17 protein-coding genes are annotated in these 16,503 nt (G+C 60.1%); 8 read left to right on the plus strand and 9 right to left on the minus strand.

Translation table 11 applies throughout. The features are described 5' to 3' along the window. Positions 1-201 precede the first annotated feature (201 nt). Genes dhaL through BGE01nite_RS27570 form a run of 3 tightly spaced genes read left to right on the plus strand, consistent with a single transcriptional unit; the run spans position 202 to position 1,578 of the window. Entirely contained in the window at positions 202-834 is a 633-nt protein-coding gene (gene dhaL / locus BGE01nite_RS27560) for a dihydroxyacetone kinase subunit DhaL (protein WP_146855948.1), read from the plus strand. A 55-nt stretch (positions 835-889) separates the two neighbouring features. After that, positions 890-1,162, plus strand: a complete 273-nt coding sequence (locus BGE01nite_RS27565) for an AbrB/MazE/SpoVT family DNA-binding domain-containing protein (protein WP_146855950.1) — start codon at positions 890-892, stop codon at positions 1,160-1,162. Beyond that, entirely contained in the window at positions 1,159-1,578 is a 420-nt protein-coding gene (locus tag BGE01nite_RS27570) for a type II toxin-antitoxin system VapC family toxin (protein ID WP_146855952.1), read from the plus strand. The genes BGE01nite_RS27565 and BGE01nite_RS27570 overlap by 4 nt, the downstream gene beginning before the upstream one ends. A 1-nt stretch (position 1,579) precedes the next feature. Here the strand turns inward: BGE01nite_RS27570 and BGE01nite_RS27575 are convergent, their stop codons facing one another. Beyond that, a complete protein-coding gene (locus tag BGE01nite_RS27575; protein ID WP_146855954.1) occupies positions 1,580-2,461 on the minus strand; it encodes an NAD(P)-dependent oxidoreductase in 882 nt (293 codons plus the stop codon). Positions 2,462-2,511: 50 nt separating this feature from the next. Here BGE01nite_RS27575 and BGE01nite_RS27580 point away from each other — a divergent pair, with 50 nt between their 5' ends. Continuing rightward, the gene (locus tag BGE01nite_RS27580; RefSeq protein WP_146855957.1) at positions 2,512-3,480 is read left to right on the plus strand and encodes an NAD-dependent epimerase/dehydratase family protein; all 969 of its coding nucleotides are present in this window, start codon (positions 2,512-2,514) and stop codon (positions 3,478-3,480) included. Between the two features lie 99 nt (positions 3,481-3,579). Beyond that, positions 3,580-5,925, plus strand: a complete 2,346-nt coding sequence (locus BGE01nite_RS27585) for a DUF1592 domain-containing protein (protein WP_146855959.1) — start codon at positions 3,580-3,582, stop codon at positions 5,923-5,925. 19 nt (positions 5,926-5,944) lie between these two features. Here the strand turns inward: BGE01nite_RS27585 and BGE01nite_RS27590 are convergent, their stop codons facing one another. The 5 genes from BGE01nite_RS27590 to BGE01nite_RS27610 form a co-directional block, all read right to left on the minus strand. After that, positions 5,945-6,844, minus strand: coding sequence for an alpha/beta hydrolase (locus BGE01nite_RS27590; RefSeq protein ID WP_146855961.1), 900 nt, complete (start codon positions 6,842-6,844; stop codon positions 5,945-5,947). A gap of 79 nt (positions 6,845-6,923) precedes the next feature. Next, complete coding sequence (gene eboE, locus BGE01nite_RS27595) at positions 6,924-8,099, minus strand: metabolite traffic protein EboE (protein ID WP_146855963.1); 1,176 nt, start codon at positions 8,097-8,099, stop codon at positions 6,924-6,926. Positions 8,100-8,109: 10 nt separating this feature from the next. Then, complete coding sequence (locus BGE01nite_RS27600) at positions 8,110-9,249, minus strand: galactitol-1-phosphate 5-dehydrogenase (RefSeq protein WP_146855965.1); 1,140 nt, start codon at positions 9,247-9,249, stop codon at positions 8,110-8,112. Between the two features lie 36 nt (positions 9,250-9,285). Continuing rightward, entirely contained in the window at positions 9,286-10,209 is a 924-nt protein-coding gene (locus BGE01nite_RS27605) for a D-alanine--D-alanine ligase family protein (RefSeq protein WP_146855967.1), read from the minus strand. 99 nt (positions 10,210-10,308) lie between these two features. Beyond that, on the minus strand, positions 10,309-10,779 hold the full coding sequence (locus BGE01nite_RS27610) for a hypothetical protein (protein WP_146855969.1): 471 nt from the start codon (positions 10,777-10,779) through the stop codon (positions 10,309-10,311). Positions 10,780-10,889: 110 nt separating this feature from the next. Between BGE01nite_RS27610 and BGE01nite_RS27615 the strand changes: the two genes are divergently transcribed. Then, positions 10,890-11,525 carry an FHA domain-containing protein gene (locus BGE01nite_RS27615; RefSeq protein WP_146855971.1) on the plus strand — a complete coding sequence of 212 codons (636 nt, stop codon included), beginning with the start codon at positions 10,890-10,892 and terminating at the stop codon, positions 11,523-11,525. Positions 11,526-11,590: 65 nt separating this feature from the next. On the opposite strand, the gene BGE01nite_RS27620 is transcribed toward BGE01nite_RS27615, so the two are convergent. Beyond that, complete coding sequence (locus tag BGE01nite_RS27620) at positions 11,591-12,397, minus strand: energy transducer TonB (RefSeq protein ID WP_170267116.1); 807 nt, start codon at positions 12,395-12,397, stop codon at positions 11,591-11,593. 210 nt (positions 12,398-12,607) lie between these two features. On the opposite strand from BGE01nite_RS27620, the gene sucD reads away from it, so the two are divergent. Both sucD and BGE01nite_RS29305 read left to right on the plus strand, forming a co-directional pair. Further along, positions 12,608-13,513, plus strand: coding sequence for a succinate--CoA ligase subunit alpha (gene sucD, locus BGE01nite_RS27625; RefSeq protein ID WP_146855975.1), 906 nt, complete (start codon positions 12,608-12,610; stop codon positions 13,511-13,513). 175 nt (positions 13,514-13,688) lie between these two features. Next, entirely contained in the window at positions 13,689-14,504 is an 816-nt protein-coding gene (locus BGE01nite_RS29305) for a hypothetical protein (protein WP_176601363.1), read from the plus strand. A gap of 19 nt (positions 14,505-14,523) precedes the next feature. On the opposite strand, the gene BGE01nite_RS27635 is transcribed toward BGE01nite_RS29305, so the two are convergent. Together BGE01nite_RS27635 and BGE01nite_RS27640 are read right to left on the minus strand one after the other, a co-directional pair. Next, entirely contained in the window at positions 14,524-15,063 is a 540-nt protein-coding gene (locus BGE01nite_RS27635) for a ferritin (RefSeq protein WP_146855977.1), read from the minus strand. A gap of 188 nt (positions 15,064-15,251) precedes the next feature. Then, on the minus strand, positions 15,252-16,346 hold the full coding sequence (locus BGE01nite_RS27640; RefSeq protein WP_146855979.1) for a site-2 protease family protein: 1,095 nt from the start codon (positions 16,344-16,346) through the stop codon (positions 15,252-15,254). Between the last annotated feature and the right edge of the window lie 157 nt (positions 16,347-16,503).

Here is a 16,503-nt window from a genome sequence, read left to right on the forward strand (position 1 = left end):
GATCGCGATGATGAAGGCGGTGCGCGGCGTGGTGCACGAGAACCTGACGGCCGAGCAGGGCTTCCAGATGTTCAATGATCTGAAGGGCAAGTAAGACGCCAAGTGGTGCTGGAGTGGTGGAGTTTTGGAGTACTGCTCCAATCCATCATCACTCCAGTCATCCAACACTCCACTACTCCAGCTCTCCTCTCTCTGACCTGCATGCAACTCACGCCTAACCAAGTCCGCCTCATGATGCTTCAAGTGGCAGACGCCATCATCGAAGCCGAACCCATGCTCTCCCAGGCCGATCGCGACCTTGGCGATGGCGACCACGGTCTCGGCATGAAACGCGGCATGGAGGCCGTGAAGGCCCAGCTCGAGCCTCTCGAGGCTGCCAGCGTCGAGCAGGTGTTCGTCACCACCGGCACCGCCATGATGACCAGCATGGGCGGAGCTTCGGGTGCCCTCTTTGGCACCCTGTTCCGTGCGGGTGGCAAAGCCCTCGCTGCCAGTGGCAACTTCGATCCACCGGACCTCCCGCTGTTCTTCGAAGCCGCTCTTGAAGGCGTCATGAAGCGTGGTGGCGCCAAGCCTGGCGACAAAACGATGATCGATGCCCTCGCGCCTGCCGCGGCCAAGGCACGCGAAGTCACCGCCCTGCCCTTGGCTGAGGCGATCTCCGCCATCGCGGACGCCGCTGAATCTGGCAAGGAAGCCAGCAAGGCCATGGTCGCCCAGTTCGGCCGCGCCAAAACCCTCGGCGAAGCCTGCATCGGCTTCCCGGATGCTGGCGCGTGCTCGATCGTGGTCATGCTGAACGCAATGCGCAGCTTTGTGAGCTGCGGAGTCTGAGTGCCGCCCTCACGAGAGGACTGGCTTTTTCCGAAAGTGTCGTTATCTTGGCCGCATGATAACGACACTGACACCTGACCTGACCACTGCGGTGCCTGCAGAACTGGCCCGTCAGCTCAATCTGCGCCCAGGAACCCAACTGGACTGGGAGGCAGATGCCGATGGCCTTGTCATTCACGTCAAGGCAATCGAGCCCAGCCGGGAAGAGCTCCTCAAGCGCGTCCGGGAACTAGGTCGCAAGCACAAGCGTGAAGGAGTGGATGCCATTGGAGATCTCATCCGCGAACGCGAACTGGAACATGACATGCGGGAACGTGTTTTGTCATGAGTCAGGCAGTTACCCATGTGCTGGATACCTCGGCACTGCTCGCCCATTACCTGGAGGAACCTGGCTTTGATCTCGTCGAGACATTGACGGCAGACCCGCAAAATCATGTGTGTATCAGCTCCGTGACCTGGCTTGAGTTTCGGGTGCGCCTTGAGCAACTTGTCGCAGACGCAGCTACCAAGAGCCGGACACTAGACATCTATCGTGCTTTGCTTGGCGAAGGCATTCCGGTCAACGATGCCATATCTAACAGGGCTCTGCTACTACGGCAGTCATCCCAAGGCAGGCTTCCAAATATGGACGCCTTGATCGCAGCGACCGCTGCCGAGCATGGGGCCATCCTTGTGCATCGAGATCCTCACATGGCTGGCATTCCCACCACGGTGGTCGCCCAGCTTGTGCTTCCGGACAAGTAGGTCAGCCCTCCTTCTCATAGAGTTTGAAGAGGCCTGAGTGATCCAAGTCACCCAGGCCTTTCTCATGCACAAAGGTCTCCCACTGCGCGCGTGAGTTTTTCAGCGTCGGTGAATCAAGCCCCACACTCTCTGCGAGCTCGCACATGAGGCGCACGTCCTTGAGCTGAAGCGTGGCGCGGCCACCGGGAGCGAAGTCACGCTTCACCATGCGGGCACCATGCAGATCCAGAATACGGCTCTCCGCAAAGCCACCGAGCAATGCCTTCCGCACCAGCGCTGGATCCACACCGGAGAGCTCCGCCAAACGCAACGCCTGGGCCACGGCATCAATGGTTTGCGCAACAATCAATTGGTTAGCCAGCTTGGTCACCTGACCTGCGCCGCTGGGGCCAAGATGCGTGATGTTCTTGCCCACCACTTGGAAGACCGGCAGAGCGCGATCAAAGTTCTCCTGCGAGCCTCCGGCCATGATCGTGAGTGTGGCAGCCTCCGCGCCGACCTGACCACCAGACACGGGCGAGTCCACCCAGTTCACGCGTTCGGAGAAGCGCTTCGTCTCCGGAACACCCGTGGTGCCAAAGTCGATGATGAGCGCATCCTTATGGAGACCTTCAATCAAGCCGCCCTCATCAAACACTACCTTCTCCACCACATCCGTCATGGTGAGATTAATGCAGATGATGCCAGGGCCCACCTCGCGAGCCAGCTCGGCCAGTGACGCGGCCCGTTTCATGCCCAGAGCCACCGCCGCTTCCGCAGGGGCTTCACTGCGATTCCAGACGATGACCTCCGCGCCGGCCTCATGCAGGTGCCGTGCATTGGCCCGGCCCATGTTGCCGAGTCCGACGAATCCGATCTTGTGTCCGAGGAGGGGTTTGTTCATGTTCGCCGATCTCACATCAAGCGGCCTCGCTCCGCAAACATCTTCCTACCATGAAAATCATCATCACCGGCGGCGGTGGCTTCCTCGGACATCAACTGGCTCAAAAGATCATTGATCGCGGCACCCTGTGCGGAAAGGACGTCACCGAGATCATCCTGCTGGATGCCGCCTTCCATCGTGAGATCGCCGATTCCCGTGTGAAACAGGTGAAGGGAGACATCAGCGACCGCGCCACGGTTTTCGCGGCCGCCGGCTCGAAGTTCGATGTCATCTTCCACCTCGCCTCCATGGTCAGCGGCGAGTGCGAGGAGCGCTTTGACGATGCCCTGCGCGTGAATCTGGATGGTGGCCGGAACGTCTTCGAAGCCGCCCGCGCAGCGGAAGGCAGACCTCGCGTGGTCTTTGCCAGCAGCGTGGCCTGCTACGGCGGGATCGACATGTCCCAGATGATGTCAGACACCACGAAGCAGATCCCGCAGACCACCTACGGCATGACCAAGGCCATCTGCGAGATGATGGTGAACGACCACACGCGCAAAGGCCACTTTGACGGTCGTAGCGTGCGTCTGCCCACCGTCATCATCCGTCCAGGCAAGCCGAACGCCGCCGCCTCGAGCTGGGCCAGCGGCATGTTCCGCGAGCCGCTGAATGGCGAGCCCTGCATGCTGCCCATCCGCCGCGAGCAGCCGCACCCCATGACCGGCTACCGCACCGTGATCGAAAGCTTCATCGCCCTCGCCGAGGTGGATGAGTCCAAACTCGGCAAGGACCGCGCCTATGTGCTCCCAGCGCATCGCGTGACCCCGCACATCGCCGCCGTCGTAATCGCCGAGGTCGCGGCTGAAAAGGGCATTACCCTCGGACCCATCGTGGATGCCTTTCATGCTCGCATCCAGGGCATTGTGGATAACTGGCCCCAGCAGGTGGATGGCGCGCGAGCCGTCGAGATCGGTATCCCACGGCCTCCCGAGCTGAAAGCCATCGTGGAGCAGTATGTGGAGGACTTTTTGAGGAAATAGACGCCTGCGGCCTCCACGGAAGTGGGGTGTTTGAGGTGCGTTACCTTGAAAGAGGGGGGTAGCGGGGGGATTATACTGCTGGCCAGTTTAGATCCCCCCATGGCTGTTACCCCCTCATCACCCCGCTTCTCATGGCTGCTGCCGTGGATGTTCACCACCTGCGCCTTTGCGGCGGCCCCTGCGGAGCATCCGGGCAAGGCTCTGTACATGAAGCACTGCACCGAGTGCCACGGTGATCGCGGTCAGGGCGTGGAGAATGAGTATGACGACCTGCTGACTGGCACAAAGTCCATCGAATCTCTCGCCAAGCAGATCGACCGCACCATGCCGGAGGACGATCCAGATCTCTGCGATGCCGAACAGTCCAAGCTCATCGCGGACTACATCTATGGCGCCTTCTACTCCGTCGAGGCCCAGGCCCGCCTGAACCCGCCCAAGCAGGAACTCGCCCGCCTCACCATCCCGCAGTTCCGCAACAGCGTGATGGACGTGATCGGCCGCTTCCGCATGGGAGTCGGCTTTGACCGCCCCATCGGTGGCAATGAAGGACTCAAAGGCACCTATCGTGGCTTTGAGCCTCTCAAAGAGGGCGACAAACTGCCCAAAGGTATCGCCAGCCAACGGTCGAAGGACCGAGTGAAGCACAATTTTGAGCGCGTGGATGCTCATGTGAACTTTCACTTCGGCGCGGAGAGTCCGGAGCCAGGAAAGATGGGCACAGATGAGTTCCGCCTGAACTGGGACGGCAGTGTCATCGCCGAGGAGACCGGTGTTTATGAGTTCATCGTGAAGTCGGAGAACGGCTTCCGTCTCTGGATCAATGATGACGATGAAGCAGATGCTCTCATCGATGGCTGGGTCAGCGCCGGGCCTGAGGTTCGTGAGGAAAGAAAAAGCATCTACCTCATCGGCGGACGCTCCTACTTCCTGCGCCTGGAATACTTCAAGTTTCAGGAGAAGACCTCCTCCGTCGAGCTCCGCTGGAAGCCGCCGCATGGCGTGGAGGAGATCATCCCGGCTCACTTCCTGCGCACCGAGCGCACGCGTGAGCTGATGATCGTGAACACGAACTTCCCGGCGGATGACCGCAGTTCGGGCTATGAGCGCGGCACCACCATCTCCAAGGATTGGGATAGCGCCGTGACCGAAGCTGCCATCAGCACCGCCGAGCACGTGGTGGAGAACCTCAACGAGCTTGCGCAGACCAAGGATGACGCACCGGATCGCCTGGAAAAACTGCGCAAGTTTGCCTTCACCTTCGTGGAGGCCGCCTTCCGCCGCCCGCTGACCGAGGAGCAAAAGCAGCTCTATGTGGAGACGATGTTTAAGGTCGCGAAAAGCCCTGAGACAGCCGTGAAGCGCGTCGTGCTCTTCACGATCAAATCCCCGCAGTTCCTCTATCCTGGCCTGATGATGGCCGAGAAGCCTGATGCCTTTGACACGGCTTCGCGCCTGGCCTTGGCCCTGTGGGATTCTCTGCCCGACAAAAAGCTTTACCAGGCCGCCACATCCGGAAAGCTGCAGACTCGTGACCAAGTGAAGGCCGAGGCCTTGCGCATGATCGCGGATCCACGCACAAAGGCGAAGCTGCACGGATTTTTCCATCATTGGTTAGAACTGGAGCATGCCGAGAGCACCTCCAAGGACCCGAAAGCCTTCCCCGGCTTCAATCAGGAAGTGCTGGCCGATCTGCGCGAGTCACTGCTGGAGTTCATCGACAGCGTCGTGTGGGACAGCAAATCCGACTACCGCGAGCTGCTGAAGGCAGACTACATTTTGCTCAACGAACGTCTCGGCAAGTTCTACGGCAAGCCCGTGACCGGCGAGGAGTTCCAGAAGGTCGGCTTTGATCCCAAACAGCGCGCCGGTGTGGTCACCCATCCCTATCTGCTCGCCTCGCTGGCCTACAGCAAGCAGACCTCGCCGATCCATCGCGGCGTGTTCCTGACTCGCAACATTGTCGGCATGTCTCTCAAGCCGCCGCAGATGGCCGTGAGCTTTGATGAAAGCCATTTCGACCCAAAGCTGACCATGCGCGAAAAGATTACCGAGCTCACGCGCAACAACGCCTGCATGGCCTGCCACGGCGTCATCAACCCCCTCGGCTTCAGCCTCGAGAACTTCGATGCCATCGGCCGCTGGCGCACGAAGGATAACAACAAGCCCGTCAATCCCGTCTCCGAGTTCAGCGACGAGCAGGGCAAGAAAATCCATCTCAGCGGTCCGCGTGACATCGTGAACTACGTGGCGGACAACCCCAGCGGTCACCGCGCCTTCATCCGCCATCTCTTCAACCATCTCGTGAAGCAGCAGATCCCCGCCTACGGCCCGAAAGTGCTTGATGACCTCCAGCAAAAATTCTCCGCCAGCGGCTGCAACATCCAGAATCTCGTCCTGGAGATCGCCATCATCGCCACGGAGGTGAAGGATGCACCGGCGAAGTAGCGACTGACCAAACGCCTCATCACGGCGCAAAGGCGAGTTGCTGGACGAACCAATACAAGGCCTGCTTCCACTCCGGCGCATCATGTGCGTGGTCAGTCACATGCCACACATGAGGCACGTTCTTGGATTTCATGTAGGCATGCAGGTCCTGGCTCACATGAATGAGTCCGTCACGGTTTCCACAGGAGAGCCAGAGCAGCTTCAACGGCTGTGCCGCCGCAGGATCTGGCAGCAGTTCCTCGGATTTCCGCGCATTCGGCCCGGATGAAAACGCGCCAAGCCAGGCGAAGCGGTCGAGGTGGGCAAAACCGATGTTCATCGTCTGCCCGCCGCCCATGGAGAGGCCAGCCAGCGCACGATGCTCACGGTCTTTCCGCACGCTGTAGCGTGACTCGATGGCCGGAATGATGTCATCCAGCAGATCACGCTCAAAGACGAGGAACGCCGGGATATGCTTGAAGATGTCACCGGTGGGGCGGTCATCCTTCTGAGCACGGCCATTCGGCATGACGATGATCATGGGCGCGGCCTTGCCATCGGCGATGAGGTTGTCCAGCAGGATCTCCGGCTGGGCGTAGCGCGCCCACTCGGTCTCATCTCCACCGATGCCGTGCAGCAGGTAGAGCACGGGATATTTTTTCTCCGGCGAGTATCCGGGAGGAGTGTAGACATTCATCTTCCGCCGAGCCCCGACCGTCTTGGAGTCGTATTCGATCATCTGCAGCTTCCCATGCGGAATGTCCTCCCGCCTCACATCCCAACCGGCCGGCGGCTCAGGAAAGGCAGGCTTGTCGTCATCTTTCAGCACGATCGCGCTCCAGGACGGGCGCGGCTGCGGAGGGATGACCTGCCCGGGTGGCGCTACCGTGGGCTCCATGGCCGCCGCGGTTTGAAGAATGCAGAGGAAGAGGTAGCGCATCGTTACTGTCTAACAAAAAGGTGCGAATGAAAAACTTTAAGAAACTTCAGCGCTCCCCCGGGAGGAGAGGGCTGCAGCGCTAGACCAGACCGCGTTCCTTCATGGCGGCGAGCGTCCAGTCATACTCTTTCACGAGCTGGTCCACCACATCACCACTACGCAGTTCCGGAGGCAGCACCTCCCAGGTGTAGGTCTCCATCTCGATGTGCTGGCACTTCGTGGGATTCTTGGCCAGCCAGTCCATGGCACCAAGCATGTGATCCGTCGTGCCCTGGAAGCCATCCCAGGGCGGCGCATGCAGCGGGATGTGGAAATGCACCCGCCACTCTTCACCCAGCGAATCTGCCGGAGCCGTGTCGGCAAACTGCAGCGCATCTGGCAGATCCTTGAAGCGGCGCAGCGGCTGCGTCTCACCGTAACTGGCAATCACCTGATGGAAATACACCGGCTCGTCAAAGGCACGCAACTTCGCCACCATGTCAGCGGTCGGCTTGAGCTTCAGCGCGGAGCTGAAGTGCAGCTTGCTGATGCGGATGCCTGAATCCGTCAGACGGGTCAGCGAGCGCATAGCCTCCTCATACTCGATGGCGAGATGACAGGTGTCGTAGTTCAGGCCGATGAACTTGAAGAAGTCCTTGTCCCGTGGATTGCGATCAAAGTAGTGCGCAAAGAACTTCAGCGCCTCACCGCTTGTCTCAAACAAGCCCAGTGGCTCCGGCTCGAAGCCGAGATGCAGATCATGCCCGGTGGCCTCGCTGACCTTCTCAATGTGCTCACGGCAAAGGCGCACATTGTCAAAAATGGCCTCCATCTCCTCACGGCCAATGGCGAAGGTCTTGTGCGAACCCGGAAGCGTGCTCACACTGCCGCTCTCACCCGCTGGCAAGAGCTTGGCGAGCAAGTCAAAGAGTTGGTTAGTATACACCAGGCGCTCCTTCGTGCTCCAGTCCGGCTGGAACACATGCTCCTTCACCCTCGTGCCGTGAAACGAGCCATAGGGAAAGCCATTGATGGTGAAGACGTAGCAGTTCTCCTTCTCCAGCCAGTGCTGGAACTCGAGCAGCTTTTCAGGCGCGCTCAGTTCCTGAGCCGCATGCGCTCCCAGGCGAAGGCCGATGCCATACGGCTTGCCGCCGCTGACACGCTCCTTCACCCGCAGAGTATGGTCACGCAGGCCACGCCACGTCTCCTCCCAGGTCTCCCCGCGGTGGATGTTCGTGCAATAGCCGAGATGGATGCCGTGATTGAGCTGCATGAGTCCAGGATCACTCAGGCTTCAGCACCACCTTCAGCAGGCCTTCCTTGTTGTCATAGAGACGCTGGAACCAGCCGGCACCCTCTTCCAGAGGGGCCACGGCGCTGAGCAGCGGCTCCACCTGGATGCTGCCGTCTTCGATGCGGCGGATGGCTTCCGGATACTCACCTGCGCAGGAGCAGGAGCCCTTGATGGTGAGCTGACGAGTGACCACTTCCTGCAGCGGGAATGGCGTGTTCGGCTGGAGGTTGCCAATGAGAATGACCTGGCCGCCTTTGCGCACGCTGCGGATGGCAAGATCCAGCGGAGCCGCAGCACCCACGACTTCAAAGCTGGCATCAGCACCATCACCACCACAGATCTCACGGATGTGAGCGGCCAGACCTTCCTGCTTGGCATGGAAGGCATCCGAGGCACCGAGCTTCTTCGCAAGCTCCAGACGCTTCTCGTCCAGGTCCACGGCGATCACACGCTCCCAGCCACGCGCCTTCAGCGCCTGCACCACGAGCAGTCCGATCAAGCCCGCACCGACGACCACAGCTACACCACCCTTGGCTTCTTCCGGACCATGGCACTCACAGCCATGACCGCAGCTCTCGGCTTTAGGCTCCTCGTCTTCTTCCTCAACAGGATCGGCAAAGGCTTCACCCACCTCGATGCCATCCGCCAAATTCACCGCATGCAGGGCGATGGACACAGGCTCGGCGAAGGCCGCCTTTTCATAGGCGAGTGAATCAGGGATGCGATAAAGGATGCGCTCTGGAAGCACGATTTTTTCCGCGAAGCAGCCATGACGGCGATACTCGCCAGGAGACACGCCGAGCACCTTGCGCTTGGGGCAGAGGTTCACATAACCAGCCTGGCATTCATCACACTCACCGCAGTATTCGGTGGAGTCGAAAGTCACGCGATCACCGATTTCCCAATCGGTCACGCCTTCACCCACAGCAACGATCTCGCCCGCAGCTTCATGGCCCATGACGATCGGTGGCTGGCGGCGGCCGCTGCGGCCGTCCATGCCGTGGATGTCACTGCCGCAGATGCCGCAGGCCTTGATGTTCACCAGCACTTCGCCAGCAGACGGCGTGGGCTCGGGAAAACTGGTGTCGTAACTAAATTCAGAAGCTGCGGTGAGGACGAGGGCTTTCATGGTTGGAGAGAGGTGGGTGGTTCAGAAAAAATCAAATCAGGGGCGTGCAGTCAGCGAGAGCTCGATGATACGCGTGCAGAGCTCGGGGAATTCAATGCCCACGGCACGTGCGGCCTTTGGTAGCAGGCTGCTGCTGGTCATGCCAGGGATGGTGTTGATCTCGAGCACGAAGGGCGCGTTGTCACTGGCACGCAGCATGATGTCCACACGGCCATACACTTCCGTGCCGCAGCTCTTGAAAGCCGCCATGGCCGCATCCTGCACGCGCTTCGTGGTTTCAGCATCCAGCTCGGCGGGGCAATGGTAGAGCGTCTTCCCCGTGCCATTCATCCAGGGATACTTGTTGTTGATGTCGTAGAATCCTTCGACGGGCTCGATGTGGATGATCGGCAGCACTTTGTCGCCGAGGATGCCGATGGTGAGTTCCTTGCCTTCGACAAAATCTTCCACCAGCGTGGAGCTGCCAAACTTCTTCGCCTCGACCAAAGCTTTGGTTAGGTCATCCTCGGTGCGGCAGATGCTCACGCCCACGCTGGAGCCTTCACGCGGCGGTTTGGAAACCAATGGCAGACCGATGGCGAGAGGCTCAGGTCCATCGAGCACATAGTTCTGCGAGCGCGGAGTCGGCACATCAGCGGCGATGAACTTGTCCTTGCTCTGCGCCTTGTCGAAACAGATGCGGCTGCTCAGTACACCCGCGCCGGTGTAGCGGATACCCCGGCTCTCCAGAATGGCCTGAAGCTGGCCGTCCTCACCAAAAGTCCCGTGGATCAGGTTCATGGCGATGAAGGTGTCCGCCGGCACGTCAAACTCCGGTCCGGTCACATCCACCTCCACCACATTCGCACCCACACTGCGCAGCGCCTCGGCCACGCTCTCCGCGGTTTTCAGGGAGACAGTGCGTTCATTGCCGGGGCCGCCCTTGAGCAGCGCGATGGTTTTGCCAGTGAGATCAAGCATGGAGGGGAAAGGAGTGGACCGCAGTTATGCAGTGCTCCGCGCCCTTTGGCAAATGCTGCGGTCACCCTGTGTGCAGGACCTGCCCTCCCAGCCTTCAGGTCACTTGTAACCCGTGATGATGGCGCAGGCGGTGTCCTTCTTCTTGCCCTTCTCATCCAGGCGGAGGGTCACCACATACACCCCGGTCTTCTTCGGCTTGAAGAAAAGCAGGAAGCCCCAGCCATCCAGCACCGGCTGGATCTCGCCCACCGGCTGCCCTTGGAAATCCAGCACCGCGCCGGTCACATAGACACCCGACTTCCTCGGCACGGCCACGCCGATGCAGTAGTCGTTGCCCTTGAAAAGCTGCATCTTCACGGCCTTGCCCACATCCTTGCTCAGATCACCGATCCAGGATTCCGCGCGGAAGGCATAACCGCCCAGCTTTTCCTGGTCACGGGCCAGCGCCTGGGCGGCCGCATCCGCGTCCTCGCGGTCGTCAGCCTGGACAGCGGCGGCCACGGCTCCAAAAGCGAGCATCCATAGGCAGAGCAGGCGGCGGAGCGAGTGGCTTTTCAAAATTGAGGACATGATATGGAGATACTTACGCAAAGATTGCTTGGATGCGAACATAGATATTGCGCGGCGTCAAACATCGGACTCTTTACGGTTGCCGCTTACCCCCTCCCATTTCCCGAATTATGGCCACGCTCGTTTTCTACCTGGATGAAGCCACGTCGATGACCCACGCGCTGGAACCCGGCACCACCACGGTAGGTCGGCATCCGGACAGCATCATCGTGCTCGACTTCGCCTCAGTCTCCGGCCATCACGCGGTGATCGAGCTGCAGGATGACGGCTGCCTGGTGATCGACCAGCAGTCCAGCAATGGCACCCGCATCAACGGCGCGGAGATCGAGGAAGCGATGCTTCAGGACGGCGACCGCGTGGCCTTCGGCGATGTGCAGGCCGTTTATTATGCGGGTGATGCTCCCGGCGAGGAAGGCGATGTGCCGCAGGCCGAGACCGTGCAGGAAATCTTCGTGCCCGTGCCGGAAATCCCTCGTAAGGATGCCCCGCCGCCGCCTGCACCTGCCGACTACCGCAAGGTGAACAAGCCACCGGCCAAGCCCCGCGCTGTGCGCCGCATGACCGGCTACCCCAGCACCGCGGAAAGCGGCTGCGTGACCGCCCTCATCGTCATCGGCCTGTTCGTCGCCGCCTTTGCCGCCGGCCTCTTCATGCGTCACTACAAGGAAACCGAAGGTGGCAATCTCTTCTCCGACCTCATGGAGAAAATCAGCAGCCAGGTGCCGAAGATCAAGATCGAGAAGTAAAGCACTCGACGGTTCGCCTTTGCCAGCCCCCTAAGCCCTACGGCTTGGGGGCATTTCCTGGACCACTACGGCACCGGATAATACTGCCTCTGGAGGCGGAAGGTCATCTGACCTGCCACCGGACATGCATGAGGCTTGCCATCTACCAGCAAGGGCTCCCAATACCCACCTGCCACGGCTTTGCCGATCGACTCCTGGAGTGGCTGCGGGCATTTGCCAAGAACGTGGATGCTCTCAGCCCGGCCCGATTCATTGACAATAAAGGCTACCCACACCGTGCCCTCCGCTTGCATGTCACGCATGTACTGGGGATATTCCGGCGAAGGCATTTCCCAAGGCTTGGGCTGGTGGAACCTGCGCCCTGCTTTTCGATGATCATCCAGCTTCTGCGTCAGCTCGGGGAAAAGAGAACGGGTAATCGTGGAAGACGGCTCAAAGGTGATGCCCTGCCCTTTTCCAACCTTGGCTGATTGATCATGTGAGCCCACAAACGTGATCTTCACCTGCATGACAAAGACCGCTGGCTTGCCCTGAACAGTGCCGGGCTGGAACTGCCATTGGCTCAGCGCCTTTTGGATCGACTCCTGATACATCTCGGGTGCCTCACCCACCACTTTGACCTCCAGCACCCTGCCGGTCGGCCCGACCTTCATGACTCCCCACGTACTGCCAGAAGCTCTCACTTCAGTGAACTCCGGCTTCACCTGATGTTTCACCACCGGATAGACGACCTGGCTTCCCGCCTTCTTGTGGCGCTGAAGCTCCGCATCCAGCTCTGGGAAAGCCTGCCGGCTCGGGGAAGGCGTGGAGCAACTGGTCAAACCTGTGACTACTAGGGAGGCCACCAGGGCAAGCGGAAGAAAATGTCTCATGAGGGGAGGGCCTACTGCCTTCCTGCATCTGGAATGCTTTGTCAAAATCCAAGGCAGTTCCGAGATCCCGCCTGCCCTGAGATGAAATCCTCTCATCCGGCCCAAAAATAAATGTTCGGCACCCTTCCTTGACGCTGGGGAGGTCACTCCTATGATGGCGCGCCTTCCTCCCGAGGCTTCGCTTTCCATCCCCCACTCACCCCCAGCATCATGGCCATCCTCATCGACACCGACACAAAAATCCTCGTCCAAGGCATCACGGGCGATTTCGGCTCCCGCCATGCCAAGGCTTCTCTCGACTACGGCACCCAGCTGGTGGCCGGCGTGACCCCGGGTAAAGGTGGCCAGACTTTCGAGCACGGCAGCCACAAGGTGCCAGTCTTTGACACCGTGAGCCAGGCCGCCAAGGAAACCGGAGCCACCGTCAGCGTGATCTTCGTGCCACCTCCCTTCGCTGCTGATGCCATCCTGGAAGGCGTGGACGCCGGTCTCGACCTTGTGGTCGCCATCACAGAAGGCATCCCGGTGAATGACATGATCAAGGTCAAGGCCGCCATGAAGGGCAGCAAGACCCGCCTCATCGGCCCGAACTGCCCAGGTCTGGTGACCCCAGGTCACGGTGAAAAATCCCACGGCGGCTGCCGCATCGGCATCGCCCCAGGTTACATCCACAAGCGTGGCAATGTGGGCGTCGTCAGCCGCTCCGGCACCCTCACCTATGAAGCCGTCTGGCAGCTCACCACCCGTGGTTACGGCCAGAGCACCTGCGTCGGCATCGGCGGTGACCCGGTGAACGGCACCAACCACCTGGACGTGCTGAAGCTTTTCAACGAAGACCCCGAGACCGAAGCCATCATCATGATCGGTGAGATCGGTGGCAATGCCGAGGTCGAAGCCGGCCTCTGGGCCAAGGACAACTGCAAGAAGCCGATCGCGGCCTTCATCGCCGGTGCCACCGCACCTCCAGGACGCCGCATGGGTCACGCGGGCGCCATCATCGGCGGTGCTGATGACACGGCTGCCGCCAAGAAGCGCATCCTCGCCGAGTGCGGTATCTCCGTGGCTGACAGCCCGGCTGACATGGCCGCCGCGCTGCTGAAGATCTGGAAGAAGTAAGCTCTTCCGTTCGACAACCGTTTTGAAGATCACCCGGCAGCACCCTGCCGGGTGATTTGTTTTGGGCATGCTCTCAAACGCGCAACTTTGCCGCCCGCAGCGGGTTTCGCGTCCCTGAACACGCTACAATCTGGCATTTGCCAGAGCCGCCGCCTTCTTCCAAAATACCTTTCTCATGAATCGAGCCGCTTCTCTTGTGATCGTCGCCCTGTCCTTGGCCTGCGGACAAGGCAGCGCACAGACCGAGCCACCCCCTCCAGGTCCACCCCCGATGCCTAAAGGCGAGGGCGGCTTCCGTCCCGGACCTCCCGGCGGTGAGCGTGGTGACCGGGACCATGATGGCGACCGTAAGGACCGTGGTGATCACGGCCCGGATCGTGGAGGTGACCGCGGCGGCGATCGCCGCGGTGGTGGTGGCAGCGGCTTCTGGCCAGGCTTCGGTCGTCCACCCATGAAGTCGGAGGAGTATGACAAGCTTCCTGAAGCGGACAAAAAGCGCATCCGCGAGGCCATGGACCGCGTCTGGGGCCGTCCAGAAGTCATCGAGGCACGTGAGCGCACCATGAAGGCTCATGCCGATCTGCGTGAAACCATCCGCACCAGCCTGGCCAAGCACGATCCTGAAGCAGCGGAACTGCTGAAAAAGGTCGAGCCAGATGATGGCTTCGACATGCGCAAGGTTCCTTCCATGCCGCCGGTAGATTCAGACGAGTTCCCCAAGGCCATCACCCTGCGCCTGGGCATGGACATCATGATGTTTTCCAAGCCTGACCGCAAAGACGCCACCCGCATGTTTCATGAGAAACTGATGGCCACCGAGCCGGTGCAGAAAGCGCTGCAGGAAGTCATCGCCAAACGTGGCGAGGAGCGCATCCAGGCCTCCCAGCGTCTGCGCCAGGTCTATCGCGAAGCCGCCATGCATGAGTTCCAGAAGGCACGCGGCTCACGTCCACCACCTCCGGCTGAAGGCGGCAAGCCTCCAGCCAGATGAGATGATGTGAGGCAGTCAATCACGCTCCTGGATGGGAGCGTGGCGTGCCGCCACCGCTGCCGGTAGGAGCCTGGCGCGCTCCGGCTTCACGATCCAGCACCAGCAGGCTGGCAGGGTCGTTTCCGGCGAGCTTCAGACGGTCCAGCATGTCACGCACGGTCTTCTCTTCTTCCATCTGCTCGTTGAGGAACCAGAGGAGGAGGTTCTTCGAAGCATGGTCCTTCACCTGCTCGGCCACTTCGAAAAGTTCGTTAATCTGCTGAGTCACCTTCTGCTCCTGCTTCAGGCTCGTCTCAAACACATCGATCGGGTTCTTGAAGTCAGCGCGCGGTTTGGCGATCGGCTGCAGCACCACCGCCGCGTCACGATCCACCACGTATTGGTAGAACTTCAGAGCGTGCATGGTTTCCTCACGGCTCTGATTAAACATCCAGCCGGCAAAGCCCATGTATGGGGTCTGCTCGAACCACGCTGCCATGGCGAGGTAGATGTAGCTGGATGACATTTCATTGTTGATCTGCTCGTTGAGCAGCTTGGCGAGTTTGGGGTTCAGTGTCATAGGTGTGATATTGTTGATGGGAAAACGTGCCCACGACAAGCAAGGATGCTGTTTGCCTAAAAATTGGACTGTGAATCAGTCGCAGCAACAACACCATCACACGTCTCTTTGACGCACTTTTGGTGATACTAAGATTGGATCTCGAGAAGGAGGAGCATCGGCCTCCCAATCATCGCCAACACTCAACGCTATGCACGCCTCAAGGCCGCGCGCACCATCAGCAGCTCACCCACGTTCTCAGACGTCAGCAGGCCGACCAGCCGGCCATTGGACGGCTCCACCACCGGCAGTGTCGGGCAATGATGCTCATCCAGCGCAGCCAGCGCCTCCACAAGATCCATCCTCTCCGTGATCTGCATGGAGCACTGCTCCAAAATGCCCTCCGCAGCATAACCAGCTCCGTGTTCAGACAGCGCCTTGATCAAACGCTGGCGTGTCACGATGCCAAGCAGATCACCATGCTCGTTCGTCATCGGAAAATCATGCTGGCTGCCGGAGAGCAGCAGATCCACCGCATCACGCAGCAGCGCCTCTGGCGGAATGGTGCGGAAGTCTGTGATCATCGCATCCCGCACACGCATACCTTGAAAAGCCGCGCGCTGGGAAACCATGTTGGCCTCCTGCCCCGCCGCCATGAACACAAAGAAGGCAATGAGCATCAGCACCGGGTTGAAATGTCCGGAAAGCAGCATCGAAAGTCCGACCACCACCGCAATAGTCTGGCCCAATGTAGCAGCCCAGCGTGTGGCGCGCTCATAGTCCACCACAAAGCCTAACAAAGCACGTAACACGCGACCACCGTCCATGGGGAAGGCCGGGACCATGTTGAACATGACCATCACCATGTTCCACTTCATCAGGTTCTCCCAGAAATGAGCCTTGTCTCCAAAGTGGAAGTCCGAGCTCGCCGTGTTCCCGAAGCCAATGAAGATGGCGATCGCCGCTGCAATAGCCACGTTTACCAGCGGACCACAAATGGCCACCACCAGCTCCTGGGAAGGCTTCTCAGGCATCCGCTCCAGCCGCGCCACGCCGCCGATGGGCAGCAGCGTGATGTCCGGCGTGCGGATGCCATAACCGCTCGCAGCAAACACATGCCCGAACTCATGCAGCAGCACGCAGAGAAAAGCTGAGGAGACGAAGAGCACCGCCTGAAGTCCCCCGGCCATCCCCCGACCTCCATCCATGCCCTGAACAGCCACAAAAGCCAGCAGGATGAAAAACGTGACGTGAATGCGCACCTCCGTGCCTGCCACCGTGCCAACTTTAAAAGACCATTTCATGATGTGTGCTCATCATACGCCCCTCAGGCACAAGACGGCTCTGTCATGCGTGCACCACTTGCCTCCGCGAGCAGCGCGCCGGTCTAGACTCGTTCTCGAGAAGAATGTCATTTTGAGTCGGCGAGCGCAGCGGCCTTAATGGCAAGGAAGGCGCGCT

Source organism: Prosthecobacter gellanilyticus (assembly GCF_007992435.1).
GTDB classification, from domain to species: Bacteria; Verrucomicrobiota; Verrucomicrobiia; order Verrucomicrobiales; family Verrucomicrobiaceae; genus Prosthecobacter; species Prosthecobacter gellanilyticus.

Bases quoted from the DNA above. Each gene is read 5' to 3' on its own strand.
- dhaL (WP_146855948.1), top strand. From the start codon at position 202: ATGCAACTCACGCCTAACCAAGTCCGCCTCATGATGCTTCAAGTGGCA.
- BGE01nite_RS27565 (WP_146855950.1), top strand. From the start codon at position 890: ATGATAACGACACTGACACCTGACCTGACCACTGCGGTGCCTGCAGAA.
- BGE01nite_RS27570 (WP_146855952.1), top strand. From the start codon at position 1,159: ATGAGTCAGGCAGTTACCCATGTGCTGGATACCTCGGCACTGCTCGCC.
- BGE01nite_RS27575 (WP_146855954.1), bottom strand. From the start codon at position 2,461: ATGAACAAACCCCTCCTCGGACACAAGATCGGATTCGTCGGACTCGGC.
- BGE01nite_RS27580 (WP_146855957.1), top strand. From the start codon at position 2,512: ATGAAAATCATCATCACCGGCGGCGGTGGCTTCCTCGGACATCAACTG.
- BGE01nite_RS27585 (WP_146855959.1), top strand. From the start codon at position 3,580: ATGGCTGTTACCCCCTCATCACCCCGCTTCTCATGGCTGCTGCCGTGG.
- BGE01nite_RS27590 (WP_146855961.1), bottom strand. From the start codon at position 6,844: ATGCGCTACCTCTTCCTCTGCATTCTTCAAACCGCGGCGGCCATGGAG.
- eboE (WP_146855963.1), bottom strand. From the start codon at position 8,099: ATGCAGCTCAATCACGGCATCCATCTCGGCTATTGCACGAACATCCAC.
- BGE01nite_RS27600 (WP_146855965.1), bottom strand. From the start codon at position 9,249: ATGAAAGCCCTCGTCCTCACCGCAGCTTCTGAATTTAGTTACGACACC.
- BGE01nite_RS27605 (WP_146855967.1), bottom strand. From the start codon at position 10,209: ATGCTTGATCTCACTGGCAAAACCATCGCGCTGCTCAAGGGCGGCCCC.
- BGE01nite_RS27610 (WP_146855969.1), bottom strand. From the start codon at position 10,779: ATGTCCTCAATTTTGAAAAGCCACTCGCTCCGCCGCCTGCTCTGCCTA.
- BGE01nite_RS27615 (WP_146855971.1), top strand. From the start codon at position 10,890: ATGGCCACGCTCGTTTTCTACCTGGATGAAGCCACGTCGATGACCCAC.
- BGE01nite_RS27620 (WP_170267116.1), bottom strand. From the start codon at position 12,397: ATGAGACATTTTCTTCCGCTTGCCCTGGTGGCCTCCCTAGTAGTCACA.
- sucD (WP_146855975.1), top strand. From the start codon at position 12,608: ATGGCCATCCTCATCGACACCGACACAAAAATCCTCGTCCAAGGCATC.
- BGE01nite_RS29305 (WP_176601363.1), top strand. From the start codon at position 13,689: ATGAATCGAGCCGCTTCTCTTGTGATCGTCGCCCTGTCCTTGGCCTGC.
- BGE01nite_RS27635 (WP_146855977.1), bottom strand. From the start codon at position 15,063: ATGACACTGAACCCCAAACTCGCCAAGCTGCTCAACGAGCAGATCAAC.
- BGE01nite_RS27640 (WP_146855979.1), bottom strand. From the start codon at position 16,346: ATGAAATGGTCTTTTAAAGTTGGCACGGTGGCAGGCACGGAGGTGCGC.